23 protein-coding genes and 1 riboswitch are annotated in these 25,259 nt (G+C 76.1%); of the genes, 3 read left to right on the forward strand and 20 right to left on the reverse strand.

Annotated features, from left to right (window positions below; translation table 11 throughout):
- From VEW93_13395 to VEW93_13420, 6 genes are all read right to left on the reverse strand, one after another.
- A partial coding sequence (locus tag VEW93_13395; protein HYI62787.1) for a CTP synthase occupies window positions 1-1,446 on the reverse strand: 1,446 nt, incomplete at its 3' end.
- 146 nt (window positions 1,447-1,592) lie between these two features.
- Entirely contained in the window at window positions 1,593-2,456 is an 864-nt protein-coding gene (locus tag VEW93_13400) for a hypothetical protein (protein ID HYI62788.1), read from the reverse strand.
- Window positions 2,453-4,129 carry a lipid II flippase MurJ gene (locus VEW93_13405; protein ID HYI62789.1) on the reverse strand — a complete coding sequence of 559 codons (1,677 nt, stop codon included), beginning with the start codon at window positions 4,127-4,129 and terminating at the stop codon, window positions 2,453-2,455. Before VEW93_13405 ends, VEW93_13400 begins: the two co-directional genes overlap by 4 nt.
- Window positions 4,126-5,739, reverse strand: coding sequence for an AAA family ATPase (locus VEW93_13410; GenBank protein ID HYI62790.1), 1,614 nt, complete (start codon window positions 5,737-5,739; stop codon window positions 4,126-4,128). Before VEW93_13410 ends, VEW93_13405 begins: the two co-directional genes overlap by 4 nt.
- A gap of 45 nt (window positions 5,740-5,784) precedes the next feature.
- On the reverse strand, window positions 5,785-6,624 hold the full coding sequence (locus VEW93_13415) for an NAD(+)/NADH kinase (GenBank protein HYI62791.1): 840 nt from the start codon (window positions 6,622-6,624) through the stop codon (window positions 5,785-5,787).
- A 273-nt stretch (window positions 6,625-6,897) separates the two neighbouring features.
- Complete coding sequence (locus tag VEW93_13420; GenBank protein ID HYI62792.1) at window positions 6,898-7,554, reverse strand: hypothetical protein; 657 nt, start codon at window positions 7,552-7,554, stop codon at window positions 6,898-6,900.
- Window positions 7,555-7,719: 165 nt separating this feature from the next.
- On the opposite strand from VEW93_13420, the gene VEW93_13425 reads away from it, so the two are divergent.
- The 3 genes from VEW93_13425 (at window position 7,720) to VEW93_13435 (ending at window position 11,100) form a co-directional block, all read left to right on the forward strand.
- A complete protein-coding gene (locus VEW93_13425; protein HYI62793.1) occupies window positions 7,720-8,931 on the forward strand; it encodes a DUF1015 domain-containing protein in 1,212 nt (403 codons plus the stop codon).
- 28 nt (window positions 8,932-8,959) lie between these two features.
- Entirely contained in the window at window positions 8,960-10,561 is a 1,602-nt protein-coding gene (locus VEW93_13430) for a molybdopterin-dependent oxidoreductase (GenBank protein HYI62794.1), read from the forward strand.
- A gap of 113 nt (window positions 10,562-10,674) precedes the next feature.
- Window positions 10,675-11,100, forward strand: a complete 426-nt coding sequence (locus tag VEW93_13435; protein ID HYI62795.1) for a hypothetical protein — start codon at window positions 10,675-10,677, stop codon at window positions 11,098-11,100.
- 13 nt (window positions 11,101-11,113) lie between these two features.
- On the opposite strand, the gene VEW93_13440 is transcribed toward VEW93_13435, so the two are convergent.
- The 14 genes from VEW93_13440 to coaBC form a co-directional block, all read right to left on the reverse strand.
- Window positions 11,114-11,341 carry a hypothetical protein gene (locus VEW93_13440; protein HYI62796.1) on the reverse strand — a complete coding sequence of 76 codons (228 nt, stop codon included), beginning with the start codon at window positions 11,339-11,341 and terminating at the stop codon, window positions 11,114-11,116.
- 11 nt (window positions 11,342-11,352) lie between these two features.
- Window positions 11,353-12,228, reverse strand: a complete 876-nt coding sequence (gene hisG / locus VEW93_13445; protein HYI62797.1) for an ATP phosphoribosyltransferase — start codon at window positions 12,226-12,228, stop codon at window positions 11,353-11,355.
- 1,216 nt (window positions 12,229-13,444) lie between these two features.
- Window positions 13,445-13,816, reverse strand: coding sequence for an FKBP-type peptidyl-prolyl cis-trans isomerase (locus VEW93_13450; GenBank protein ID HYI62798.1), 372 nt, complete (start codon window positions 13,814-13,816; stop codon window positions 13,445-13,447).
- Window positions 13,817-13,898: 82 nt separating this feature from the next.
- Complete coding sequence (ribH, locus tag VEW93_13455; GenBank protein HYI62799.1) at window positions 13,899-14,387, reverse strand: 6,7-dimethyl-8-ribityllumazine synthase; 489 nt, start codon at window positions 14,385-14,387, stop codon at window positions 13,899-13,901.
- Window positions 14,387-15,688: a bifunctional 3,4-dihydroxy-2-butanone-4-phosphate synthase/GTP cyclohydrolase II gene (locus VEW93_13460; protein HYI62800.1), complete on the reverse strand. Its 1,302-nt coding sequence runs from the start codon at window positions 15,686-15,688 to the stop codon at window positions 14,387-14,389. The genes ribH and VEW93_13460 overlap by 1 nt, the downstream gene beginning before the upstream one ends.
- A gap of 76 nt (window positions 15,689-15,764) precedes the next feature.
- Window positions 15,765-16,355 carry a riboflavin synthase gene (locus VEW93_13465; protein HYI62801.1) on the reverse strand — a complete coding sequence of 197 codons (591 nt, stop codon included), beginning with the start codon at window positions 16,353-16,355 and terminating at the stop codon, window positions 15,765-15,767.
- Window positions 16,355-17,416, reverse strand: coding sequence for a bifunctional diaminohydroxyphosphoribosylaminopyrimidine deaminase/5-amino-6-(5-phosphoribosylamino)uracil reductase RibD (ribD, locus tag VEW93_13470; protein HYI62802.1), 1,062 nt, complete (start codon window positions 17,414-17,416; stop codon window positions 16,355-16,357). The genes VEW93_13465 and ribD overlap by 1 nt, the downstream gene beginning before the upstream one ends.
- Before the next feature lie 63 nt (window positions 17,417-17,479).
- Window positions 17,480-17,609, reverse strand: a riboswitch (FMN riboswitch).
- Window positions 17,610-17,777: 168 nt separating this feature from the next.
- Window positions 17,778-18,242, reverse strand: a complete 465-nt coding sequence (locus tag VEW93_13475) for a MogA/MoaB family molybdenum cofactor biosynthesis protein (protein ID HYI62803.1) — start codon at window positions 18,240-18,242, stop codon at window positions 17,778-17,780.
- Between the two features lie 60 nt (window positions 18,243-18,302).
- Window positions 18,303-19,661 (reverse strand): transcription antitermination factor NusB, encoded by a 1,359-nt coding sequence (locus VEW93_13480; protein ID HYI62804.1) that lies wholly within the window; start codon window positions 19,659-19,661, stop codon window positions 18,303-18,305.
- Window positions 19,658-20,563 carry a methionyl-tRNA formyltransferase gene (gene fmt, locus VEW93_13485; GenBank protein HYI62805.1) on the reverse strand — a complete coding sequence of 302 codons (906 nt, stop codon included), beginning with the start codon at window positions 20,561-20,563 and terminating at the stop codon, window positions 19,658-19,660. Before fmt ends, VEW93_13480 begins: the two co-directional genes overlap by 4 nt.
- A 125-nt stretch (window positions 20,564-20,688) precedes the next feature.
- Complete coding sequence (def, locus tag VEW93_13490; protein HYI62806.1) at window positions 20,689-21,234, reverse strand: peptide deformylase; 546 nt, start codon at window positions 21,232-21,234, stop codon at window positions 20,689-20,691.
- A 35-nt stretch (window positions 21,235-21,269) separates the two neighbouring features.
- The gene (locus tag VEW93_13495) at window positions 21,270-23,033 is read right to left on the reverse strand and encodes a hypothetical protein (protein HYI62807.1); all 1,764 of its coding nucleotides are present in this window, start codon (window positions 23,031-23,033) and stop codon (window positions 21,270-21,272) included.
- 176 nt (window positions 23,034-23,209) lie between these two features.
- Entirely contained in the window at window positions 23,210-24,403 is a 1,194-nt protein-coding gene (gene metK, locus VEW93_13500) for a methionine adenosyltransferase (GenBank protein HYI62808.1), read from the reverse strand.
- A 38-nt stretch (window positions 24,404-24,441) separates the two neighbouring features.
- Window positions 24,442-25,259: bifunctional phosphopantothenoylcysteine decarboxylase/phosphopantothenate--cysteine ligase CoaBC (gene coaBC / locus VEW93_13505; protein ID HYI62809.1), on the reverse strand; the 818-nt coding region annotated here is incomplete at its 5' end.

The raw sequence follows: 25,259 nt of genomic DNA on the forward strand, positions 1-25,259 counted from the left end.
GGTGCCGGAGGACCGCAACCCCGCGGCCTCGAGCCGGCGGCGGTAGGCGGGGTTGACCTCGTACCGGTGGCGATGGCGCTCCGAGACCACGCGCTCGCCGTAGGCCTCGGCCACCTTGGACCCGCCCTCCAGCACGGCCACGTAGGCGCCGAGCCGCATCGTGCCGCCGAGGTCGACGACGTCGCGCTGGGCGTCGAGCAGGTCGATCACGGGGTGGGGGGTGCCGGGGTCGACCTCGCTCGAGTTGGCCCGCTCGAGGCCGGCCAGGTTGCGGGCCACGTCGACGGTCATGACGTGCAGGCCGAGGCACAGCCCGAGGCAGGGCACGCCGTGCTCGCGGGACCAGCCGGCGGCGGCCACCTTCCCCTCGACACCCCGCTCGCCGAAGCCGCCGGGGATCACGATGCCATCGAGGTCGCGGAGGCGCCCGTCGGCCAGCAGGCCCTCGACCTCCTCGGCCGAGATCCAGTCGATCTCGACCCGGGCGCCGTGGTGGAAGCCGGCGTGGCGCAGCGCCTCGACGACCGACAGGTAGGCGTCGGGCAGGCCCACGTACTTGCCGACGATGCCGATCCGCACCGACCGCTCGCACGACTCGATGCGGCGCACGAGCCCGCGCCAGGCGGTGAGGTCGATCGGTGTGTCCTCGAAGCGCAGGAGCGAGCACAGCACCCCGTCGAGGCCCTCCTCGTGGAGGACGAGGGGCAGCTCGTAGATGTTGGAGGTGTCGGCCGCGTTGACGACGGCGTCGACGGGCACGTCGCAGAGGTTCGAGATCTTGCGGCGGAGCGACTCGGTGAGCGGCGCCTCGCTGCGGCACACGATGGCGTCGGGCTGGACGCCGCGGCTGCGCAGCTCCGTGACCGAGTGCTGCGTGGGCTTGGTCTTCTGCTCTGCCGACGGTCCGATGAACGGGACCAGGGTGACGTGGATGTAGCAGACGTTGTCCCGGCCGACGTCCAGGCGGAACTGCCGGATGGCCTCCAGGAAGGGCAGGATCTCGATGTCGCCGACGGTGCCGCCGATCTCGGTGATGACCACGTCCACGTCGTCGGCCACCAGGTTGCGGATGCGGCGCTTGATCTCGTCGGTGATGTGGGGGATCACCTGCACCGTGCGGCCCAGGTAGTCACCCCGCCGCTCCTGGGCCAGCACCGTGGAGTAGATCGAGCCGGTGGTGGCGTTGGAGCCCCGCGACAGGCTCTCGTCGATGAAGCGCTCGTAGTGGCCCAGGTCCAGGTCGGTCTCGCCCCCGTCGTCGGTGACGAACACCTCGCCGTGCTCGAACGGGTTCATGGTCCCGGGGTCGACGTTGATGTACGGGTCGAGCTTCTGCATGGTGACCCGCAGGCCCCGCGCCTTGAGCAGGCGACCGAGCGACGAGGCGCTGATCCCCTTGCCCAGCGACGAGGCCACCCCACCGGTGACGAAGACGTGTTTGGTCACAGGGCCACCTCCGCGGGCGTCGGGAGCCGGGGGCTCGGTGCGGGCGACGGGAGGGGGAGCGCATCCGTGACGACCACGGGAGATCACCTTACCGCGCCCCGCCCCGGGGGCCGGTGGATGACGCGGACACCCTGGTCAGCCGCCGGTCAGTCCTCGGCCGGGCGGCGGCCGAGGCGGTCGAGGGTGCGCAGGACCGGCGTGCCGGTGATGACCCGGGAGAAGGACACCTTCTCGCTGGCCCCGTTGAGCACGACCACGACGGCCAGGGCCACCAGACGGCCCGGGGCCCCGACCTCGGTCACGAAGGCCAGGGCCACCGCCGCCCCCAGCACGTTGGCCCCGGCGTCGCCCAGCATCACGTGCTCCCGCAGGTCGGGCAGCAGCAGGCCGGCCGCCGCCCCCAGCACCACGGCCAGGCCCACCGGGGCCGAGCCGACCAGCACCACCGAGGCGTCGGACAGGTGGGTGGCGATGACCAGGACCCCGGTGACCAGGGCCACCTTGGTGACCCGGCCCGGGGCCCGGTCGAGGAGGTTGGCCAGGTTGGCGCCCAGGGCGATGAGGGCAGCGTCCAGCACCAGCCACAGCAGCCGGTCGTGGCTGCGGGCCGGGGCCACCACCAGCGCCACCAGGCCGCCGCCCACCAGCTTCACCGCCCCGGTGGTGAGCCGGCCCCGGGCCAGGGAGGAGAGGTGGCCCCGGAAGCCCTTCACCTCGCCGCTCTCCAGCAGGTCGTCGAGCAGGCCCAGCAGGCCGAAGCCGAGCACGACCAGGAGCATGGGGTCGGGCACGATCACCGCGCCGGAGCCGGAGCGCACGGTGGCGGCCAGGCTGTCGCCGGCGGCCACCACCACCACGGCCAGCACCAGCAGGATGCCGCCGCCCACCGGGACCACCCGGCCCCGCACGTTGAGGCGCCGCAGGGCCGGCGCCTGGAGCATGTCCGCCATGGCCACCCACAGGCCGAAGGCGGCGGCCAGGCCGGCCAAGCCGGCCACCAGGGCGCTCACCTCGCACCCCCCCGGGGGGCACGGCCGGGCAGGCGGGCGACCACGGCGCGCAGCTCGGGGGCTCGGGCCGCGGCCAGCACGGCCAGCGCCGCCGCTCCGCCCAGGGCGGCGCCCAGGGCCAGGGCCACCACGGCCGAGACCCGCCCGTCCCAGCCCACGACCCGGCTGGCCAGGGCGGCGACCAGCCCACCGGCGGCCGCCGCGGCCAGGCCGCGGGCCAACGCTCCGGCCACGCCGGGCACCGGCCGGGTGCGGCGCTGGAGGCGGAGCCCCAGGGCCACCGCTCCCCCGGTCACGGCCACGCCGTGGACCAGGCCCAGGCAGACCAGGCGCCCGGTGCCGTCGACGGCCAGCGCGGCCACCGCCATGCCGGCCACCGCGGTCCCGGTCACCACCAGGTTGACCAGCGTGGGCCCCTGGGCGTCGCCCACCGCGTAGGCGGCCCGGGTCAGCAGGAAGAACGTGCTGTAGCCGGCCAGCCCGGTGGCGTAGGCGGCCAGGGTGGCGGCCACCAGCCCCAGGCCCCGGCTGTCGAGGCCGCCGACCCCGGCCACCACGTGGAGGGCGGGCCAGCCCAGCACGCCCAGCAGGGCGGCGCTGGGCAGGAGCAGCACCAGCAGCACCCGCAGGCCGCGGCCCACATCGGCGGCGAAGGCCGTGTCGTCGCCCCGGTGGGCGTGGGCCGCCAACCCGGGGGTCAGGGTGGTCACCAGCGGGTGGGCGATCACGGCGTGGGGCAGGAGGAAGAAGACGAAGGCGAAGGTGTAGGCGATGGCGCCACCGCCCACCCCGGCGGCGATGACCGCGGTGGACAGGACCATGACCTGGTTGAGGCCGATGTGGCCCGCCCCCCAGGCCCCCTGCCGGGCCAGGTCCCCGAGGGGCCCCACCGCCGGGTCCCGCCAGCGGGGCCGCACGGCCAGGCCGGCCCGAGCGGCGGCTCCCACCACGATGGCGGTCATGGCCACCGTCCCCAGCAGGGTGCCGCCCCCCAGGACGAGCTTGTCGACGGTGTCGAGGCGGAGCCCGCCCCCGGTGCCGTGCACGGCGGCGAAGGCGACCATGGTGACGGTGACCACCGCGTTGTTGGCGATGGGGGCGGCCGAGGCGGCCACGAAGCGGTGGGCGGCCTGCAGCAGGGCGGTGAGCACCGAGCCCACGGCGTAGAGCACCACCTGGGGCAGCACGAACCAGAGGAGCACGGTAGCCAGGGCTACCTGCTGGTCCCGGGTGGCCGGGTCGGCCGCGACCAGCAGGCCACGGGCCACCAGCGGCGAGGCCAGGGCGACCACGGCCACCACCGCCCCCAACCCGACCACCGCCCGCCCCACCAGGACCCCGGCCAGGCGCCGGGCACCGTCCACGTCGCGGTCGGTGACCCGGGCCACGAAGGCCGGCACCAGCACCGCGAACAGGAGGCCACCGGCCAGCAGCTCGAACAGCACGTTGGAGACCACGTTGGCGTTCTGGTACGTGTCGCCCAGGGGTCCGATCTCCAGGGCCGCGCCGGTGGCCACCACCCGGACGAAGCCGGTCAGCCGGGACACCGTGTTGACCAGGCTGACCGACACCGCGGCCCGCCCCACGTCCGGTCGGGCCCGCACGCCGTCGGCGCCCGGGCCGGCCTCGTCCCCCCTGGCGACGGCCCCCGTCGCCGGATCGGCCCCGGTCATCGGGTGGGCTGGGCCTGGGCCTCGGCCAGCAGCTCGGCGGCGTGGGCCCGGGCCCGGTCACTGTCGGCCCGGCCCGAGAGCATGCGGGACAGCTCCACCACCCGGTCCTCACCCTCCAGGCCGGTGACCTCGGCGGTGGTGGTGGTGCCGTCGGTGGCCTTGCGCACGCCCACCTGGGCCGAGGCGAACGCCGCCACCTGGGCCAGGTGGGTGACCACCAGCACCTGGCGGTCGGCGGCCAGGGCGGCCAGCGCCCGGCCCACGGCCACCGCGGCCTCGCCCCCGATCCCGGCGTCGACCTCGTCGAAGACCAGGCAGGGCTGATCGGCGGTGAGGACCAGGCGCAGGGCCAGGCCGGTGCGGGCCAGCTCGCCCCCCGAGGCGGCGCGGGCCACCGGCAGGGCCCGGGCGCCGGGGCTGGGAGCCAGCAGGATGGCCACGTCGTCGCCCGGGTCGGCCTGGCCCACGGTGACCTCCACCCGAGCCCCGGGCAGGGCCAGGCGCCGCAGGTGCCCGGTGACGGCCTCGGCCAGACCGGTGGCGGCCCGGCGCCGGGCCCGGCCCACCGTGGCCTCCTCGGCGGTCACCGCGGCCCGGGCCGAGGCCAGCTCCCGGTCCAGCCGGGCCGCGGTCTGGTCGTGGGACTCCAGCTCCTCCAGCCGCAGCCGGGCCTGGCCCACGTAGGCGATGACATCAGCCAGGGTGCCCGGGCCGCCGGCCCGGCCCGCGGTGCCGTACTTGCGGACCAGGTCGGCCAGGAGCTGCCGCCGTTCGCGCACGGCGTCCCGGCGTTCGGGGTCGTCGACCACCGCCTCGCCCGCGGCCCGCACCTCGGCGGCGATGTCCTCCACGTCGGCCAGCACCTCGGCCAGCCGGTCGGCCTGGGCCGCGAACGGCGAGCGGCCGGCCAGGGCGGCCTGGGCGGTGGCGATGCGGTCCCGCCCGCCGTCCTCGTCGGCCAGGGCCGCGGCGGCCAGGGCGGCGGCCTCCCGGTGGGCGGCGGCGTCGCCCAGCACGTCCTCCTCGGCGTCGAGGGCCTGGTCCTCGTCGGGGTCGGACAGCCGGGCGGCGTCCAGCTCGGCCAGCTGGTAGCGCAGCAGGTCGATCTCGCGGGCCCGGGCCCCGGCGTCGCCGCCCAGGGCGGCCAGGCGGGCCTCGACGTCGGCCACCCGGGCCCGGGCCTCGACCAGGGGGCCCAGGTCGACGCCGGCCGCCCGGTCCAGGGCGGCCCGCTGGGCCCCGGTGCCGAGCAGCGCGTGGTGAGCGTGCTGGCCCAGCAGGTCGACCAGGGCGGCCCCGCGCTCGGCCAGGGCCGCGGCGGTGGCCATGCGGCCGTCGACGTAGGCCCGGGAGCGGCCGTCGCGGGGGATGACCCGGCTCAGCACCACCTCCTCGCCGTCGACGTCGAAGCGGCCCTCGACCACCGCCTCCCCGGCCCCGGGACGGACCAGCCCGGGGTCGGCCCGCGCCCCCAGGAGCAGGGAGATGGCCTCGACCAGCATCGTCTTGCCGGCGCCGGTCTCGCCCGTCAGGGCGGTGAGGCCGGGACCCAGCACCAGGCGGGCCCGGTCGATGACGCCGAGGTCGCGGACGGCCAGCTCGACCAGCACGTCAGCGACCCGGGGCGGGGGGCCGGCCCCGGCGGGCGCCGGCCGTCACCGGTCCTCCAGGCCGAACTTGGCCTTCAGGATCTCGTGGAAGTTGCTCTCGCCCGAGGTGACCAGCCGGGCCGAGGTGGCGGCGGCCGTGACGACCAGGGCGTCGCCCACGTGGAGCTCCCCGACGCTGCGCCCGTCGATGGCCACCGTGGCCGGCCGCTCCCCGGACACCACCAGGCGGACCCGGGTCTCGGGGGTCAGGACCAGCGGTCGGTCGAAGACCATGTGGGGGGCCACCGGGGCCAGCACCAGGGCCCGGTGGGCCGGGTCCAGGATGGGCCCCCGGGCCGACAGGGCGTAGGCCGTCGAGCCGGTGGGGGTGGCCACGATCATCCCGTCGGCGGCGTAGGTGGCGAACACGGCGTCGTCGAGGTGCACGGCCAGGCGCACCATGCGGCCGATGGGCGTCTTCTCCACCACCGCCTCGTTGAGGGCCAGGTAGTGGCCGTCGTCGAGGGCGGGGGGGGCGTCGTCGGGCTCCTCGTAGAGGTCGGGGTCGCCCTCCCGCTCCAGGCGCACCGACAGGAGCATGCGCTCGACCACCGGCGACCGGCCCTCCTCCCAGCGGAGCAGGGCGTCCTGCCAGTGCGACGGGTCGACCTCGGTGAGGTAGCCGAGCTGGCCCACGTTGATGCCCAGCACCGGCGTGCCGTGGGGCGCGGCCTGGGCCACGGCCCGCAGCATGGTGCCGTCGCCCCCGACGCTGACCAGCAGGTCGGCCCCCTCGGCGTCGCCGGTGGTGGCGTGCCCGCGGGCCGCCAGCCACGCCGTCACCTCGTCGCTCAGGGCCTCGGCCCGGGCTCGGTCCGGGTGCCGGCACAGGGCCACGGTGCTCATGGCCCGGTCCTCGGCGGCCGCGCGCTCGGCCCGAGCGGGCTGGGCCCGGCCATGGCGCCCGCGTCGCGGCGCGGGGTCAGCGGTCCGGCGAGACGAGAGGGCGAGGGGGGCGCAGTGACCACGGCGCCCATGATCGCGGCTGGCGACGACCGGCGGCGCCATGCGGGGCCCGAGCCGTCGAACGGTCCCCCACCGACGAGCCCCGGTCCCGATCCGCCTCGTCCACGGATCGGCGCGCCGGGGCGCGTCCTGGGCACGGGACGGGCGGGGGGATCAGGCCCTCTTGGACGCAGCCTTCTTGGCCGGGGCCCTCTTCGACGCAGCCTTCTTGGCCGGGGCGCTCTTGGCCGGCGCCTTCTTGGCCGGCGCCTTCTTGGCTGCCGTCTTCTTGGCCGGGGTCTTTCTGGCTGCGGTCTTCTTGGCCGGCGCCTTCTTGGCCGGCGCCTTCTTGGCTGGAGCCTTCTGGGCCCGGGTGGTCGCCGCCTTCTGGGCCGCGACCTTTCGGGTTGCCGTCTTCTTGGCCCGGGTGGCCGACGCCTTGCGGGCCGCGGCCGTGCGGGTGGCGGCCTCCTCGGCGGCGTTGGCCTCACGGGTGGAGGCCGCCTTGCGCCCGGCCACCTTGCGGACCGCGGTCGAGGTGTCGATGCCGGTGAGCGACTCGATGCGCTTCTCCAGGCGGGACAGCTCGGCCTGGCCCACCAGGCCCAGGGCCTTGACCTGGTTCTGGACCTCGGTGCGGACCACCTCGACCAGGCGCTCGGTGTTCTGCCGGCTGCGGTCGACCAGGTCGGACACCGCCGCCTGGGCCTGCTCGGTCTGCACCTCGCCCGCGGAGACCAGGTCCTTCACGATGGCCTCGGCCCGGGCCTGGGTCAGGGCGCCGAAGGCGATGCCCGCGTCGAGGTAGCGCTTGAAGGGGTTGTCAGCCATCACGGGAGGGTATCGGCATCCGCCGCCTGCTTGCAACAGTTCGCACCCTGCTTGCCCCAGGCCACGCTTGGGGGTGAGCCCGGCTGCGGGCCCCGGCCGGGCCCGGCCGGTCCCCGGAGAGGGTCGACCACGGCCCGGTCGGCGGCGACCTGGCACCATGGCCCGGTGCCCCCGTTCCACCCCTTCCCCGGCATCCGCTACGCCCCCGGCGTGCCCCTGGCGGAGGTCACCGCCCCGCCCTACGACGTGATCGACGCCGAGGACCGGGCCGCCCTGGTGGCCCGCTCCGAGCGCAACGCGGTGGTCGTCGACCTGCCCCCCGAGGGCGACGGTGAGGGCCGCTACAGGCGGGCGGCGGAGGTCCTCGAGGCGTGGCGGGCCGACGGCACGCTGGTCACCGACGACCGGCCCACGTTCACCGTGTACCGGATGACCTTCACCGACGACCGGGGCCGGCCGGCCCGGACCCTGGGCGTGATCGGGGCGCTGGAGCTAAGCCGGCCCGAGGAGGGCCGGATCCTCCCCCACGAGCACACCACCCCGAAGGCCAAGACCGACCGCCTGGACCTGCTGCGGGCCACCTACGCCAACCTGTCGCCGGTGTGGGTGCTCAGCCTGGCCCCGGGGCTGACCGCGCTCATCGAGCCGTCCACCGAGCCCGACGCGGCGTGGACCGACGACGACGGCGTGGGCCACGCCGTGTGGCGGGTGGACGACCCGGCCACCCTGGCCGCGGTGGAGGAGGTGGTGGGCGGCGCCCCCGTGGTGGTGGCCGACGGGCACCACCGGTACGAGACCTCGCTGGCCCACCGGGACGAGCGCCGGGCCACCGCCGCCCCCGACGCGGTGCTGGGCAGCGACGCCTTCATGACCCTGGTGGTGGAGCTGTCCGAGCACGAGCTGCACGTGCGGCCCATCCACCGCCTGGTCGACGGGACCACCTCGGTCGAGCTCCAGGCCGCCCTGGGCCGCTCGGCCTTCGACGTGCTGGAGCCGGTGGTGCCCGAGCACGAGGTGGCCGACGGCCGGGTGCTGGGCCACATGGAGGAGGCGGGCGCCCTGGCCCTCGTCCACCCCGACGGCTCGGCCACCCTCCTGCGCCCCCGGACCGAGGCCTTCACCGGCGTCGCCGACCTGGACAGCGCCCGGGTGGCCGCCGCCCTGGAGCGGGTCGAGGGGGCCACCGTCCGCTACCAGCACGGGGTGGACCTGGTGCACAAGGCCGTGGGGGCCGGCGAGGCGGCGGCCGGGTTGCTGCTGCGGCCGGCCACGGTGGCCCAGATCGAGGCCAACGCCCACTCCGGTGAGCGGATGCCGGCCAAGACCACGTTCTTCCACCCCAAGCCCCGCACCGGCGTGGTGTTCCGAGCCTGCTGAGGCGGCCGGCGGGCGTAGGGTCCGGGAGGTGAACCGGGCCACCCGCACCTCCCTGGCCGGGATCCTGGCCGGGGGAGCCGCCCTGGCCACCACCGAGCTGGTGGCCCTGGCCGAGCCGACCCGCCCGTCGCTCCTGGTGGCGGTGGAGACCTGGTTCATCGACACCTTCGGCGGCTCGCTCAAGGACCTGGCCGTCGAGCTCTTCGGCACCGCCGACAAGGCCGCCCTGGCCGTGGGGGCGGTGCTGGTGGCCCTGGCCCTCGCTCCCCTGGCGGGCCGGGCCGAGGCCGCCGGCCGGTGGCGGGGGGTGGCCGTGCTCGGCGCCTTCGCCGCCCTGGGGGTGCTGGCCACCGCCCGCGACCCGCAGGGCTCCCTGCCGGTGGGCCTGGCCGCCGCCGGAGCGGGCGTGGTGGTGGGTGGGGTGGTGCTGCTGCTCCTCCTCGATCGCTTCGGCATCCGGGTGGCCCCGGGGGCCGACCGTCTCTTCGCCGACCGGCGGGGCGCGACGCCGGAGCCGGGACAGGAGCCGGGCCACCCGCCGTCCCCACTGGCCGGGGTGGCCGCCACCCGCCGGGACGTCGTGGTGTGGGGCCTGGGGGCCGGTGCCCTCGTGGTCACCGGGGCGGCGGCGGCCAAGGGAGCGGGCGATGCCCTGCGGGCCGGCCGCAGCGCCATCCCCGACACGCTGCCCGCTGCGGCCCGGGGGGCCGAGGTGCCCGGCGCCCAGCCCTTCTCGACGCCGGGCCTCTCGCCCTACGTCACCCCGGCCGCCGACTTCTACCGGATCGACACCGCGGTGCGGACCCCGCTGGTCGACACCGACGAGTGGCGCCTGCGGGTGACGGGCCTGGTCGACCGGCCCCTGGAGCTGTCCTACCAGGACCTCCTGGCCCGCGACCTGGTGGAGGAGGTCGTCACGCTGTCGTGCGTGTCCAACGAGGTGGGGGGCAGCCTGGTCGGCAACGCGGTGTGGCGGGGCGTCCCCCTCCGGGAGCTGCTGGACGAGGCCGGGGTGCGGGCCGGGGCCACCCAGCTGGTGGGTGAGTCGGTCGACGGGTTCACCGCCGGCTTCCCCACCTCGGTCCTCGACGACCCGGACCGACCGGCCCTGGTGGCCCTGGGCATGAACGGCGCGCCCCTGCCCCGGGCCCACGGCTTCCCGGCCCGCCTGGTGATCTCCGGGCTCTACGGCTACGTGTCGGCCACCAAGTGGCTGGCCGAGGTCCGCCTGACCACCCTGGAGGAGGACGGCTACTGGATCGACCGGGGGTGGGCCAAGGAGGCACCGGTCAAGACCCAGTCCCGCATCGACGTGCCCCTGCGGGGCGACCGCCTGGTGGCGGGGACCATCCCGGTGGCCGGGGTGGCCTGGGCCCCCAACCGGGGCGTGGCCAAGGTCGAGGTCCGGATCGACCGCCAGGAGTGGCAGGAGGCCGAGCTGGGCCGGGTCAGCTCCGACGACACGTGGGTGCAGTGGCACCTGGCCTGGGAGGCCACCCCCGGCGACCACGTCATCGAGGTCCGGGCCACCGACGGCGCCGGCCGGACTCAGGGGGCGGCGCGGGTGGATCCCATCCCCGACGGGGCCGAGGGCTGGCACACCCGCGACGTCAGCGTCGCCGCCCGCTGAGGCCGGGGCCGCGAACCGAGGGGGTCGCGCCGCGCCGGAGGAGGGCCGGCTCGCTTGACCGGGCCGCCGACGGGTAGTCGGGCCGCGCCCTGCTCCCACCTCCCGGAGGCACCATGCGCCCGACCCACCGCCGCTTCGCCGCCCTCCTGCTCGCCCTGGGCCTGGTGGTCACCGGGTGCGGCGACGACGAGGACCCGGGGACCGAGCCGGGCAGCGAGACGCCGGCCAACGACTCCGCCCCGGCCGGCGACGAGGAGGAGGACCAGAGCGGCAGCGACGGGGGCGGGGGCATGAGCGACGGCGAGGACGGCGACGGCGAGGACGACGGCGGCAACCGGTCCAACGACGCCCCCCGCGGCCAGGGCGACGACGGGCGCGACGACAGCGGCTCAGGGTCGGGATCGGGCTCCGGCGGCGAGTCGGGGTCGGAGGGCCCCCACGGCGGCGACAGTGGCACCGGCTCGGGACGTCCCGACGGCGGCGACGGCAGCACCACCGGCGAGGGCAGCCCCGGCGAGGACGGCGGCTCGGGCGGCTGACGCCGACCGAGGCTCAGTCCGAGGTCACCGCCGTGGCCCGCCAGGTGCCGTGGTGCCCGGGGGCCACCACCACCCGCACCCGGGCTCCGACCGTGGTGGTGCGGGAGCCATCGGCGATGTCGGTGCACTGGAGGGCCAGGGCCCGTCCGTCGTCGGTGCGGACCACGCCCACCCCCCGGGGGTCGTCCCACTCCTCGACCACCCCGTCCACGGGCTCGCCTGCGGGCACCGCCGTGGGCACGGCCCCGGTCCTCAGTGGACGATCTTGGCCAGGGCCAGCTCGAGGATGTCGCTGGCACCGGCGTCGCGGAGGGCGGGGATGAGGGTGTTGATCTCGGCCTTCGGGACCACGGTCTCGACCGCGAAACCACCCCCCCGGTGCAGGGCCGACACCGTCGGGGCCTTCATCGAGGGCAACAGGTCGATCACCGCGTCGAGGTCGGGCTCGGCCACGTTGAGCTTCACCAGGACCTTGCCCCGGGCCTCCAGGGCCCCGTCGAGCAGGGTCCTGATCTGGGCCATGGCGTGGGCCTTCTCGGGGTCGGCGAAGGCGGTCGGGTTGGCGATGAGCTCGGTGTGGGAGGTGAGGATGTCGCCGATGATCTTGAGCCCGGCGGCCCGCAGGGCCCGCCCCGTCTCGGTGAGGTCGACGATGCAGTCGACGATGTCGGGCACCTTGGCCTCGGTGGCGCCGTAGCTGAGGCTGATGTCGGCCTCGATGCCCCGCTCGGCGAAGAACCGGCGGGTCAGCTCCGGGTACTCGCTGGCCACCCGCACGCCGGGGGACAGGTCATCGACCGAGTCCACCGGTGAGTCGGCCGGTACGGCCAGGACGATGCGCACCGGTCGGGACGTGGCCTTCGAGTACTGGAGGCGGCCGAGGGACTCCACCTTGGAGTCGGTCTCCTCGATCCAGTCCCGGCCGGTGATCCCCACGTCGAAGAGGCCGTCGGCCACGTAGCGGGGGATCTCCTGGGGGCGCAGGATGCGCACCTCGGCGATGCGAGGATCGTCGATGGTGGCCCGGTAGTCCACGACCGACGAGCGGGACACGGCCAGGTCGGCGGCCTCGAACAGCTCGAGGGTGGCCTTCTCCAGGGAGCCCTTGGGCAGCACGAGGCGCAGCACACCGCCATGGTGCCCGCCCACTCCCCCTCCCGGCGAACCGGCTCCCGGCCGGCTGGGCCCACGGGGGCCGCGAGTGGCCGACGCGGGGCGGCCACCCGTCTCGTCGGGCCCCACGACCAAGGAGTGAAGGTGCCCGGCCCCGACGCGAAGGGTGCCGTGAAGGCGTTCCTCGGTGCGGCTCGCCGACGGCCGACGGGGCCGGAACACCCTCTTCCTGGTGCTGTTGGGCGCGACCCGCGCTCTCGTCGGCAGCCGACACGGGCTGGGCACCGCTTGGCTCAGAGGCTTGGGGTGGATCGGACCAAGGGGTGAGGGGCGGATCGGTGACGGGGTCGACGGGAGGAACCCGATCGCCACCGTCCCAGGGCGCTGACAGCTGCTGGGGGCGATGCCGGAAGTGCTGCGCGAGGTCGTACACCCCGCGGCTGGTGCGGATGGCCCGGCCAGCGTCGTGCTCGTGACCCAGCGCATCGGCCAGAGCCTTCACCGGGTGGACGCCAGCCACCAGATACCCGTAGCGGTGGAGCCAAGCGTGGATCTCGACCAGGGGTAGCTCACCATGCCGGTCAAGGATCTGAAGGCACGCCTGGCGGAGGGCGACCCCTCCCAGAGGTCGGGCCTCCGCCGGCGCCGCCGGCAACGGAGCAGCACCGATGCCGGGAGGTCGCCGACCACGCTGCCAAGCCACGGCGGGCCAGAGGTGGTCGCGGAGATCCGCCAGCTCGTCGAGGACGTCGAGCCGGCGCTCGGCCGTGGTCGCCATCGACCGGTCGAGCTCGTGCAACTCCCAGGCCAAGGCTTCCCGTCGCAGGTGAGCCTCCCGGCGATGTTGCGGCGAGATCCCCGCCTCCACCCGGTTCCGGAACGTTCGAGGATCGCCCAAGCCCGACGGACGACCAGGGATCGGAGCGGGATCCCACAAGGGCGATGGATGATGACCAGGCGAACAACCCGACCATGAGGAGGAGGGCATCGGAGCCTCCGGGCGTCAACGGCAGCGCACTAGACGGTCCCAAGAAGACCGTGATCCGCCACCACCAGGCGCCGTCAGCCCATCGTGCACCCCCGGTGTGACAACGAGGCCCCTGCCCTCAACTCATCCCTTGATCGTCAGCCGTCGAATCGACAACGAATCGCCACGCGACGGGTGAAGGGAGGGCGAGGCGATGAGGCTGAGCTTGGCTTGACCGAGCCAGCCAGCGTCGGTCAGGCCGGGTCAGCCCACGCCGATGAGATCGACCACGAAGACCAGGGTCTCGTTCGGGGCGATGGCCCCGGGAGCGCCGCGGGAGCCGTAGGCCAACGCCGGAGGGATGGTGAGGCGGCGACGGCCACCGACCTTCATGCCGGCCACGCCGTCGTCCCAGCCCTGGATGACCTGGCCCCTACCCAGCCGGAAGCCGAACGTGTCGCCCCGGTCCCAGGAGGCGTCGAACTGCTCACCCGTCGACCACGACACGCCCACGTAGTGGACCTCGACGTTGTGGCCGGCCACCGCTTCGTCGCCGTCGCCGGTGGTGAGGTCGTCGATGACCAGCTCGGTGGGCGGAGCGGTGTCAGCGGGGATGGTGACGTCAGGCTTGGCCATGGGCGCCACCCTAGGAGCTGCACCCGACCGGCCGGCCACGACCACGGCCGCTCAACCGACCCCGTCCCGGAGCGGGTCACGGTCAGCCCTCGGTGATGCGCTGGAGGAGGCGGACCATCTCCACCGCGGTGTGGGCGCCCTCCTCCCCGACGTTGTGGCCGCCGGGTCCCTCGGAACGCTCCAGGGCCTGGTCCAGGTCCTCGGTGGTCAGCACCCCGAACACGATGGGCACCCCGGTGGCCAGGCCGGCCCGCTGGATGCCGGCCGCGCACTCGCCGGCCACCGCCTCGTAGTGGGTGGTGGCCCCCCGGATCACGCAGCCCAGCCCGATCACCGCGTCGACCCGGCCCGAGGTGGCGAAGGCCTTGGCCGCCAGGGGGATCTCGAAGGCCCCCGGCACCCAATCCACGATCGGCGCGTCGGCGCCCAGGGCGGCCAGGCCCCGCGCCACCCCGTCGAGGAGGCGGAAGGTGATGGCGTCGTTGAACCGGCCGCACACCACCGCCACCCGGACGCCCCGCCCGTCCAGGACCGGCTCGACCCGGCGCTCGGAGACGGTGTCGCCGGCCATCAGGCCTCATCCCCCGCCGCGACCGGGGGGTCGGCCGGCGGCATGGGTGCCGCCCCCTCGGCCACCTCGTCCAGGCCCTCCAGCAGGTGGCCCATGCGGTCCCGCTTGGTGCGCAGGTAGGCGATGTTCTCCGGGTTGGGGGCGATGATGGAGGGCACCCGGGCGGTGATGTCCAGGCCGAAGCCCTCCAGGCCGCCGTACTTGGCGGGGTTGTTGGTGATGATGCGCATGGTGGTGAGGCCCAGGTCGTTCAGGATCTGGGCCCCGATGCCGTACTCCCGGCTGTCGACCGGCAGGCCCAGCTCGGTGTTGGCGTCCACCGTGTCGTGGCCCTCGTCCTGGAGCGTGTAGGCCCGGATCTTGTGGCCGATGCCGATGCCCCGGCCCTCGTGGCCCCGCAGGTACACGATCACCCCCCGGTCCTCGGCCGCGATCATCTGCATGGCCGCGTCGAGCTGCACCCCGCAGTCGCAGCGCATGGAGCCGAACACGTCGCCGGTCAGGCACTCGCTGTGCACCCGGACCAGCACGTCGTCGGCCCCGTGGACCGAGCCCCGGACCATCGCCACGTGCTGCTCGCCGTCCAGCACCGACTCGAACACGTAGCTGGTGAAGTCGCCCCACCGGGTCGGGATGCGGGCCTCGGCCACCCGGCGCACCAGCTTCTCGGTGCGGCGCCGGTAACGGATGAGATCGGCGATGGAGATGAACTTCAGCCCGTGCTCCCGGGCGAAGACCACCAGGTCGGGCACCCGGGCCATCTCCAGCTTGTCCTCGTTGACGATCTCGCACAGGACCCCTACGGGGGCCAGGCCGGCCAGGCGGGCCAGGTCCAGGGCGGCCTCGGTGTGGCCGGCCCGCTTGAGCACGCCGCCCTCCCGGGCCACCAGGGGGAAGATGTGGCCGGGGCGGGCCAGGTCGCCGGGCCGGGTGGCCGGGTCGACCAACGAGCGGATGGTGGCCGAGCGGTCGGCGGCCGAGATGCCGGTGGAGGTGCCGTGCCGGTAGTCGACGGTCACGGTGAAGGCGGTGCGCATGCTCTCGGTGTTCTGCTCCACCATGGGACGCAGGTCGAGCTCCGCCGCCCGCTCGGCGGTGACCGGGGCGCAGATGACCCCGGAGGAGTGCTTGAGGAAGAAGGCCAGGGCCTCGGGGGTCACGGCCTCGGCCGCCATGATCAGGTCGCCCTCGTTCTCGCGGTCCTCGTCGTCCACCACCACCACGATCTCGCCCCGCCCGACGGCGGCGATGGCGTCCTCGATGGGGTCGAAGGGGGTGGGCGGCGGGTGGGGATCGGTCATGGGTGGCTCCAGGTGCTGGCGTCGGGCCCGGATGGTGCCCGCGGGGTGAGATCGGTGGGATGGGTTCGGGCCGCGGTCACGGGGCCGCCTCCCGGGGGTGGTCGGCGTACCAGGCGAGCAGGCGCTCGACGTGCTTGGCGGTGACGTCGACCTCGAGGTTCACCGCCGCGCCGGGACCCCGGTGGCCGAGCGTCGTGACCTCCGAGGTGTGGGGGATGATGGCCACCGAGAGGCCGTCGTCGTGCACGGCGGCCACGGTCAGGCTCACCCCGTCGATGGTGATCGAGCCCTTCTCGACCACGTAGCGGAGGAGGTCGTCGGGCACCGTGACCCGCAGGTCGGGGGCGGGGGTCACGACGTGGCCGACGCCGTCCACGTGGCCCTGGACGATGTGGCCCCCGAGCCGGTCGCTGGCCCGCACCGGGCGCTCCAGGTTGACCGGGTCGCCGGGGGCCAGGGCGCCCAGCGCGGTGCGGGCGAAGGTCTCGGCGACCACGTCGGCCTCCCACCAGCCGTCCCCGAGGGCCACCACCGTGAGGCAGGTGCCGTTGACGGCGATGGAGTCGCCCAGGCCGGCGTCGCTGGTGACCAGGTCGGCCCGGATGCGCAGGCGGGGGCCCTGGCGGTGGGCGACGTGGCCCAGCTCCTCGACGATGCCGGTGAACATCAGGCGGCTGCTCCTTCGGGAGGCGAGGCGGCCGCGGGGAGCGTCGCCCCTCCGCCGGTCCGGGGGTGGACCTCGACCCGCAGGTCGGGGCCCAGGGGGGTGACCGAGGCGACCTCGCCCCGCCACAGGCCGTCGACGGACGCCGCGCCCGGGCCCCGGAACAGGCCGGGGGCGTCGTCGCCTCCGGCCAGGGCGGGGGCCAGGTACAGCACGTAGCGGTCGACCAGGCCGGCCCGGTGGAACGACCCGGCCACCGCCGCGCCCCCCTCGACCAGCACCTGGAGCACGCCGTCGGCCCCCAGGCGGCCCAGCAGGGCCCCCAGGTCGCCGTCCACGTCGCTCCACTGGGTGCAGGGGTGGACCCGGGCCCCCTCGGGAGCGTGGCCCAGGACCACCCGGCGGGGGTCGGGGCCCTCCACCAGGCGGGTGGTCAGCGCCGGGTCGTCGGCGGCCACCGTGCCGGAACCCACCACCACGGCCTGGCTCTCGGCCCGGAGTCGGTGGGCGTCGGTGCGGGCCTCGGGCCCGGTGATCCACTGCGAGGTGCCGTCGGTCGCCGCCGTGCGGCCGTCCAGGGTGGAGGCCAGCTTCAGGACGACCAGGGGCCGGCCGGTGCGGCGGTGGTGGAGGTAGGGGGCGAGCTGCTCGGCCACCTCGGCCTCCCGGCACCCGACCTCGACGGCCACCCCGGCGGCCCGCAGGAGGGCCAGGCCCGTGCCCGCCACCTGGGGGTCGGGGTCGGCCACCCCGACGACGACCCGGGCCACCCCGGCCCCGACCAACGCCGCGGCGCAGGGACCGGTGCGGCCGGTGTGGGCGCAGGGCTCCAGGGTCACGTACGCGGTGGCCCCGGCGGTGGACGCCCCCGCCTCCCGGGCGGCCCGCAGGGCCTCCACCTCGGCATGAGGGCCGCCGGGCGGGGCGGTGGCCCCCCCGTGCACCCCCCCGTCGGCCGTGACCACCACGGCACCGACCCACGGGTTGGGCGCCGTGCGGGTGCGGGCCGCGGCAGCGAGGGCGATGGCCTGGGCCATGTGCTGCTCGTCGGTCGTGGCGGTCACCGGGTCTCCTCGGTCGGCTGCGGGGAGACGGCGGGCGCGGACAGGAGACGGCACGGGTGCCGCTCGTCCTCGCTTCCATCCGGACTGTGACCGTCGGCCCCGGGGTTCCACCGGGTCAGCCCCCCCGGCGGACCGGAGGGGGTCGTGGGCTCTCACCACCGGTCGGGACTTCCACCCAACCCCGCGAGGTGCGTTCAGTTGTCCCCGGCAGCATACGACTAGAACACGTTCTAGTCCTAGTCCCGAGACGGACGTCACCCCTGGTCGCGCCGGTCATCAGCGCTCCCAGCCACGCCGAGCCGGCTGCCGGCGGGCCGGGCGGGCGACGCCGACCCATCGACCGAGATCGCCCGGCGGCCGGTCAGTGCGGGCGGCCGCCAGCCAGCAGGTCGAGGGCGTGGGGCACCACGTCCAGCACGGCCTCCAGGCACTCCACCGAGCCCCGCGTGGATCCGGGGACGTTCAGGACCAGGCTCTGGCCCACCGTGCCGGCCACCGCCCGCGACAGTCGGCCCAGGGGGCTGGCCAGGCGCATGGCCTCGGCCAGGCCCGGGGCCTCCCGCTCGATCACGGCCCGGGTTCCCTCGGGGGTGAGGTCCCGGGGCCCGAAGCCGGTGCCCCCGGTGGTGACCACCAGGCCGGTGAAGCCGGCGGTGACCCGGCGCAACACGCCGGCCACCTCCTCCACCCCGTCGGCGGTCACCGAGCGGTCGACCACCTCGAAGCCGGCCCCGGCCAGCCGCTCGGCCATCGCCGCCCCGGAGCGGTCCTCCCGCACCCCCTCGGCCACCCCGTCGGACACCGTGACCACCTTGGCGGCAAGCATGCGCCCCACCCTGGCAGACGCCGGGCCCGCCCGTGCCCCGACCCCACCCCGGGCCGGCGGTCAGGGCCGGGTGTAGCGGTGCAGGGCCATGCCGTCGGTGCCCGCGGCCTGGGGCAGGAGCAGCGCCCCCCTCCCCCACGGGACCCAGGGGTCGCCCGGGGGTGGGAGCGGTTCCAGGTCCGGCCGGCGCTCGGCCACCACCGCATCGACCCCGGTGGTCTCGGCCGCGGTCAGGGTGCACACCGACACCACCAGGGTGCCGCCCGGTCGGACCAGGTCGGCGGCGGCCAGGACCAGCTCGACCTGGAGGGCAGCCAGCCGCGCCACCGCGTCAGGGGTGACCCGCCAGCGGGCGTCGGCCCGGCGGTGGAGCACGCCCAGGCCCGAGCACGGGGCGTCGACCAGCACCCGGTCGAAGGACGCGCTCTTGAGCGGGGGTCGGGTGCCGTCGGCCACCACCACCGCCACCCGGTCGGCGGTCCCGGTCCGGGCCGCGTTGCCGGCCACCAGCCCGGCCCGGGCCGGGCGCACGTCGGCCGCCACCACGAGGGCCCCGGCACCGGCCAGGGCGGTGGCCTTGCCGCCGGGGGCGGCGCACAGGTCGAGCACCCGCTCCCCCGGCCCGGTCCCCACCAGGTCGGCCACCCACTGGGAGGCCCGGTCCTGGGTGTAGCCGTCGTCGCGGGTGGTGGCCTCCCCGCCGACGTTCATGGCGGCCAGGGCATCCAGGCCCCCCTCGGGGCCCAGGTCGGTGAGGAGGACCTCGACGATCCAGTCCGGGTAGCTGAGCCCGGTGGCCGGGTCGGGGAAGACCGGTCGGCCATCGGCCCCGTCCCGGGCCGCGTGGTCGTCGGCCACCTTGCGCAGCACGGCGTTGACCAGGCCCCGGGACCGGCGGGGGGCCACCTCCACCGCGGTGCCCACCGCGGCGTGGGCCGGCAGCCCCAGCACCACCACCTGGTACGCCCCGAGTCGGAGGGCGGCCCGGGTGGGCGGGTCGAGGGGCCGGGAGCCGGACACGAACCGGTCGACCAGCCAGTCGCAGGCCCGGCGCATGCGGGTGGTGCCGTAGACCAGCTCGGTGGCCAGGCCCCGGTCCCTGGGGTCGAGGGCCGACCGCTCCAGCAGCGCGGCCAGGACCAGGTTGGCGTAGGCCCCGCCCTCGTCGATGCGGACCAGGGCCTCGTGGGCCACCCGCCGGGGGTCGGTGGCCCCGGTCGGCTCGGGCCGCGACCGGCCGGCCCGGGCCGTCGCCCGGCGGGGCCGGCCCCCCGGGCCCGCCCCGGCGTCGCCCGAGGACCGCCGGGCCGCGGCGGCCCGGTCCCGCTTGCGGGCCCGGCGGGCCGCCCCGCTGGCCCGGGGGGCGTGGCCCCCGCGGTCGCGGTCGCCGTCGCCGATCCCGGCCGGTCCGTCGCTCATGGGCCCAGGACCTCACCGGGGGCCAGACGGGCCCCGTGGGCCCAGTCCGTCGCCGGCTGGCGGGCCTTGCCCTCGGGCTGCACCTCGTCCACCACCAGGCGGCCCTCCCCGGTGAGCGCCGAGACGGTGGCCCCGTCGGCGGCCAGCAGGCCGGGCTGGGCCTCCTCCGGGTCGTCGTCGGCCGGTGCCGCCGACCACACCCGCAGGCGCCGGCCCCGGAAGGTGGTCCAGGCCCCGCCCACCCGGACCACCCGGGCCAGCTCGCCCGCCGGCCGGGTCCAGTCCAGGTGCAGGTCCTCGGAGGTGACCTTCTCCGCGTAGGTGACCTCGCCCTCCTGGGCCTCGGGGGCCCCCAGGCCGCCCCGCAGGGTGGCCACCAGCAGGTCGGCGCCCACCCGGGCCAGCTCGGCGGTCAGGCCCGGGGCGGTGGCGTCGTCGCCCACGGGGACCTCGGCCCGGGTGTGCACGCCCCCGGCGTCGAGGGCCTCGACCACCTCCATGATGCAGACCCCGGTGGCCGCGTCGCCGGCCAGCAGGGCCCGCTCCACCGGGGCCGCCCCCCGCCACCGGGGCAGGAGCGAGAAGTGGACGTTGACCATGGGCAGCGCGTCCAGCACCTCGGCCCGGAGGATGCGCCCGAAGGCCACCACCACGCCGAGGTCGGCCCCAACGTCGAGGGCGTCGTCGACCCGGTCGGTGACCGGCAGGCCCAGCTCCACCGCCGCCGCCTTGACCGGCGACGGGCTGGTGGCGCCCCCCCGGCCCCGCCGTCGATCAGGCTGGGACACCACCAGGGCCACGTCGAAGCCGGCGTCCACCAGCGCCCGCAGGGCCGGCACGGCTGCGTCCGGGGTGCCCAGGAACACCAGCCGGCGGGGGTGGCGGGGAGGCGCGGTGGGCACGGGCGGGACGACCTCGGGGAAAGGGGCGGGGATCGGCCCATGGTGCCCGCTCCGGCGGGGCCGGGACGGTACCGGACCCGTCGGAGCCGGCGCGGGGACGGAGGACGGCGGGGTGGGCCGGCCGGTCAGGGCAGGGAGAAGCCGCCGGAGGAGGCCGGGGCCCCGCCGCCCGAGCGGGACAGCATCAGCTCCCGCACCGCCCGCTTGGCCTCGCGCTTCTGGTCCTCGTCCAGGCGCTCGGTCATGAGCACCCCGTCGAGGTGGTCCAGCTCGTGCTGGTACATGCGGGCCGCCAGCTCGTCGGCCTCGATGGAGACCTCGTTGCCGTCCAGGTCCAGGCCGGTGACGTGGACCTGCTTGGGCCGGGTGATCTCCCAGTAGAGGCCGGGGATGGACAGGCAGCCCTCGGAGTAGGTCCAGGGCTCGTCGCCCACCTCGACGACGTGGGGGTTGATGATGACCATGGGGCCGGGGTCGTCGGGGAGCTGGTACACGACGACCCGCTTGCGCACCCCGACCTGGGGGGCGGCCACGGCCAGGCCGTCGGCCTGGTACATGGCCTCGACCATGCCCTCGGCCACCCGCACCAGGGCCCCGTCGATGTCGGTGACGTCGTCGGCCACCTCCCGGAGCACCGGGTCGCCGATGATGCGGATGTCGTAGGCGGCCATGGCCGACCAGGGTACCGGCCCGGCCCGGTCGCCGGTCAGGCCCGGAGGGGGTCGACCTCGATGCGGAGGCGGCCGGTGGGCCGCTCCACCGCGGCCAGCGTGTCGCACAGCACCTGGTGGGTGGCGGCCCGGAGGCGCCACTCCCCCGCCCCGCCCTGGACCTCGACCCCCTCGGGGCGACCCAGGGCGGCCACGAAGGCCGGCGCCGCCGGGCCCGACACCAGGGCCACGGCCCGGAACGGGGCCAGGCCCAGGGCCTCACGGATCTCGGCCTCGGCCCCGCCGACCCGGGCCGGCGCGGCGTGGAGGGCGGCCTGGACCACCACGTCGTCGGGACGGCGGGTCTGGACCAGGACCCGGCCGTGCTCCTCCCGCCCCCGCACCAGGCGGGCGGCCCGGGCCAGCAGGGCCAGGGCCTGCTCCCGGGCCCGCTCCCGGGGCACCAGCAGCTCCTGGTCCAGGTCCAGGAAGGCCACGGCGTCGGCCCGGTCCACCCGGTGCAGGGCGGCCTCGGTGCCGATCACCACCCGGGAGGCGGGCCGTGGCGGTGGCAGGGAGCCGGCGGCCCGGGCCGCGGTGACCTCCTCCACCGGCTCGCCCACCAGGGCCTCCAGCTCGTCGCGGAGGCGGCTGACCCCGGGCCGCAGCACCCGGAACCGGGTAGCCCCGCAGAACGAGCACACCACCGGCCGCTCGACGCCGCACCGGGTGCAGCGCAGGCGGTCGGGGTCGGGCTGGGCCATGGCCCCCTCGCAGGCCGTGCAGGCCACCACCTCCCGGCACGTCGCGCAGGCCGACAGGCGGGAGCGGCCGGTGCGGTTGACCACGCACACCACCCGCCCGCCCCGACGCAGCAGGGCGGCCAAGGGCTCGGTCAGCATCCCGGCCGCCGGGTCCTCCTCCCGCCGGTCCACCACCTCCAGGGCCGGCCAGCCCCGGCGCTCCTCGGCCCGGCCCGGCTCCACCAGCCGGCCCCAGCGCAGGGCCTCCAGCGTGGGGCAGGGCGACACCAGCAGGGCCGGCACCCCGGCCCGGCGGGCCCGCTCCACGGCCACGTCCCTGGCGTGCCAGGTGGGCGAGGACTCCTCCTGGTACGCCTCGTCGTGCTCGTCCAGCACCACCACCCGGCCCAGCCGGGGCACCGGCGCCCAGGCCCCGGCCCGGGCCCCGACCACGGTGCAGCCCCCGGCCGCGGCCCGGGCCCACTCCCGGGCCGCGGCGGCCCCGGGCTGGTCGTGGGCCACGCAGGCCACCGGCAGCCCGGCCCGGCGCAGCCGGGCGGCCAGGGCCCGGGCCTGGTCGACCGCCGGGCACAGCACCAGGGCGTCCCGGTCCGGGGGCAGGGCGGCCAGGGTGGCCACCACCACGGTGTAGCGGTCGGCCGCCGGGGGCAGGCGCAGCACGGCCCGCTCGGCGGCCAGGGCGGCGGCCACGGTGGGCCCGGCCGGGACGGTGGCGGCCGGGACCCGGGGCGGGGGCGGGGCGGGCAGCGCGTCGACCCGCCCGGGCGGCGAGGCGGCCCGCAGGAAGGTGCGCCGCCGGCCGGCCCACCGCCAGGCGGCCCACTCGCTCAGGTCCACCAGGTCGGGCGGCGGGCCGACGCCGGTCAGGCGGGCCAGCGGCTTCAGCTCGACCCCGGGCGGCGTCTCGGGGGCGTCGTCGACCACCCAGGCCGCCACCCGCCGCCCGTTGAGGTCGACCCGCACGACGGTGCCCACCCCGACCCGGCCGGCGAACCGCTCGGGCACCACGTAGTCGAAGGTGCGCCCGATGCCGGCCACGTCGGGCACGACCCGCACGACGGGGCCCGTCGGCGCGACCGGGGCACGCTCCGGCACCCGCGGCCGGGCGAAGAGCTCGCCCGGGGCGGCGTCGTCCGGGGTCACCGGCGACCGTCGCCTGGCCTCGTCATCGCCGGGGTGCGGGACCCCGGCCGCCGGTGGCGGTGGGGCCGGTCTCCGGCACGGCCCGGGCGCTACAGGCCCAGGGCGGAGCGGACGGCGTCGACCCGGTTGGTGACCTCCCAGGGGAGGCCGGCGTCGCTCCGACCGAAGTGGCCGTAGGCCGCCGTCTTGGCGTAGATGGGGCGCCGCAGGTCGAGGTCGCGCACGATGGCGGCGGGCCGCAGGTCGAAGATGTCGTCCACGGCCTTGGCGATGAGGGCGGGGTCGACCTGCTCGGTCCCGAACGTCTCGACCAGCAGGGACACCGGGTGGGCCACGCCGATGGCGTAGGCCACCTGGACCTCGACCCGGGCCGCGGCCCCGGCCGCCACCAGGTTCTTGGCCACCCACCGGGCGGCGTAGGCGCCGGAGCGGTCGACCTTGGACGGGTCCTTGCCGCTGAAGGCGCCGCCGCCGTGGCGGGCCCAGCCGCCGTAGGTGTCGACGATGATCTTGCGGCCGGTCAGCCCGCAGTCGGCGTGGGGGCCGCCCAGCACGAACGTGCCGGTGGGGTTCACGTAGACCTTCAGGTCGGGCCGGGCCAGCCCCTCGGGCACCACGGGGGTGATGACCTGCTCGATGAGGTCGGGCTTGATGGTGCTCTCGGCGTCGATCCCCGGCGCGTGCTGGGTGGAGATCAGCACGGTGGTCAGGTCGACCGGCTTGCCGTCCTCGTAGTCGATGGTGACCTGGGTCTTGCCGTCGGGCCGCAGGTACGGGACGGTGCCGGCCTTGCGCACCTCGGCCAGGCGCTCGGCCAGGCGGTGGGCCAGCCAGATGGGCAGGGGCATCAGGTCCGGCGTCTCGTCGCAGGCGTAGCCGAACATCATCCCCTGGTCGCCGGCGCCCTGGGAGTTGAGGACGTCCTCGCCGGAGGTGCCGGCACGGGTCTCGTACGCGGTGTCGACGCCCTGCGCGATGTCGGGCGACTGCGGGTCGATCGTCGTCATGACGCCACAGGTCTTGCCGTCGATGCCGTAGTCGTCGTTGTCGTATCCGATGCGCAGGATCGTGTCGCGCACGATCCGGGGCACGTCGACGTAGGCCCGCGTGGTGATCTCGCCGGCCACGACGACGAGGCCGGTCGTGACCATCGTCTCGCAGGCCACGCGACCCGACGGGTCCTCGGCCAGGATGGCGTCGAGGACGGTGTCGCTGATCTGGTCGGCCATCTTGTCGGGATGGCCTTCCGTGACGCTCTCGGAGGTGAAGGTCCAACGGGACACGGTGTGGCTCCTGTCTGGGCTCGCCCAGGTGCTCGGGGTCAGGGATTGTGGCTGGTCGGCGGACGACCGGCGCGGATGGCGACGACGGCGTCGAGGATCGCGGTGGCGATCGCCTGCTTGTCCCGCAGGTCGATCGTCTCGGGATCCGTGTCCGGCCGCAGCAGCGTAACGGCGTTGGTGTCGTGTCCGAAGCCCACGCCCGGCGCGGACACGTCGTTGGCCACGATCAGGTCGAGGCGCTTGGCGACGAGCTTCGACGTGGCGTTGGCGAGCAGGTCGCTGGTCTCGGCGGCGAACCCGACGAGCACCTGACCGGGGCGCTTGGCCGCGCCGAGGCCGGCGAGGATGTCGGGCGTCGGCTCGAGCACGAGGTCGGGGACGCCCTCGTGCTTCTTGATCTTGCCAGGGGCGGCGGCCGAGGGCCGGAAGTCGGCCACGGCGGCTGCCATCACGACGACGTCGGCGTCCGGCTCGGCCTGCAGGGCGTCCTGCATCTGGGCGGCGGTCTCGACGGCGACGACGCGCACGCCGTGCGGCGCCGGCAGGTCGACGGTGCTGATGAGCACGACGTCGGCGCCGCGGGCTGCGGCCTCGGCGGCGACGGCGTAGCCCTGCTTGCCGGAGCTGCGGTTGGCGATCACGCGCACGGCGTCGATCGGCTCGCGGGTGCCACCCGCCGTCACGACGACCGTCGTGTCGAACAGGTCGTGGTGGTGCGGGTCGAGGAGACGGTCGGCGGCGGCGACGATGGCGGCCGGGTCGGCCAGGCGCCCGGCCCCGGAGTCGCCACCGGCCAGGCGGCCGACGGCGGGCTCGACGACGTGGACCCCGCGACGCCGCAGCGTCTGCAGGTTCT

Source organism: Acidimicrobiales bacterium (assembly GCA_035630295.1).
In the GTDB taxonomy this organism is placed as follows: domain Bacteria; phylum Actinomycetota; class Acidimicrobiia; order Acidimicrobiales; family Iamiaceae; genus Iamia.

Bases quoted from the DNA above. Each gene is read 5' to 3' on its own strand.
- VEW93_13405 (HYI62789.1), bottom strand. From the start codon at position 4,129: ATGACCGGGGCCGATCCGGCGACGGGGGCCGTCGCCAGGGGGGACGAG.
- VEW93_13415 (HYI62791.1), bottom strand. From the start codon at position 6,624: ATGAGCACCGTGGCCCTGTGCCGGCACCCGGACCGAGCCCGGGCCGAG.
- VEW93_13420 (HYI62792.1), bottom strand. From the start codon at position 7,554: ATGGCTGACAACCCCTTCAAGCGCTACCTCGACGCGGGCATCGCCTTC.
- VEW93_13435 (HYI62795.1), top strand. From the start codon at position 10,675: ATGCGCCCGACCCACCGCCGCTTCGCCGCCCTCCTGCTCGCCCTGGGC.
- VEW93_13450 (HYI62798.1), bottom strand. From the start codon at position 13,816: ATGGCCAAGCCTGACGTCACCATCCCCGCTGACACCGCTCCGCCCACC.
- ribH (HYI62799.1), bottom strand. From the start codon at position 14,387: ATGGCCGGCGACACCGTCTCCGAGCGCCGGGTCGAGCCGGTCCTGGAC.
- VEW93_13460 (HYI62800.1), bottom strand. From the start codon at position 15,688: ATGACCGATCCCCACCCGCCGCCCACCCCCTTCGACCCCATCGAGGAC.
- VEW93_13465 (HYI62801.1), bottom strand. From the start codon at position 16,355: ATGTTCACCGGCATCGTCGAGGAGCTGGGCCACGTCGCCCACCGCCAG.
- VEW93_13475 (HYI62803.1), bottom strand. From the start codon at position 18,242: ATGCTTGCCGCCAAGGTGGTCACGGTGTCCGACGGGGTGGCCGAGGGG.
- VEW93_13480 (HYI62804.1), bottom strand. From the start codon at position 19,661: ATGAGCGACGGACCGGCCGGGATCGGCGACGGCGACCGCGACCGCGGG.
- def (HYI62806.1), bottom strand. From the start codon at position 21,234: ATGGCCGCCTACGACATCCGCATCATCGGCGACCCGGTGCTCCGGGAG.